This is a genomic window from Mesorhizobium sp. M1A.T.Ca.IN.004.03.1.1 (assembly GCF_003997555.1).
GTDB lineage: Bacteria > Pseudomonadota > Alphaproteobacteria > Rhizobiales > Rhizobiaceae > Mesorhizobium.
Window position 1 is genome coordinate 1 of the sequence record NZ_RZTV01000752.1, and the last position, 251, is coordinate 251.

At 61.8% G+C, this 251-nt stretch carries 1 pseudogene; it reads right to left on the reverse strand.

Going from position 1 to position 251, the window contains the following annotated elements:
- Nucleotides 1-251: pseudogene (locus EOD29_RS33665) on the reverse strand (magnesium/cobalt efflux protein); the annotation flags it as partial.

Consider the following 251-nt stretch of genomic DNA (forward strand, 5'->3'; position numbering starts at 1 on the left):
CTGATGTCGAAATCCGGCCCGATCGCTTGGGCGATCTCTTCCAGCTCGACGCGGGCGTCGGCGATGAACATGTCCTCGGCGACGCGCTTGAACATCACCTCCTCGTCGTCATGTTCGTCGTCGATGTCGCCGACCACCATTTCGACGATGTCTTCATGCGAGGCAAGCCCGTCGGTGCCGCCATATTCGTCGATGACGAGCGCCATTTGCGTGCGGTTCACCTGCATCCGGCGCAACAGGTCGGACGCCAG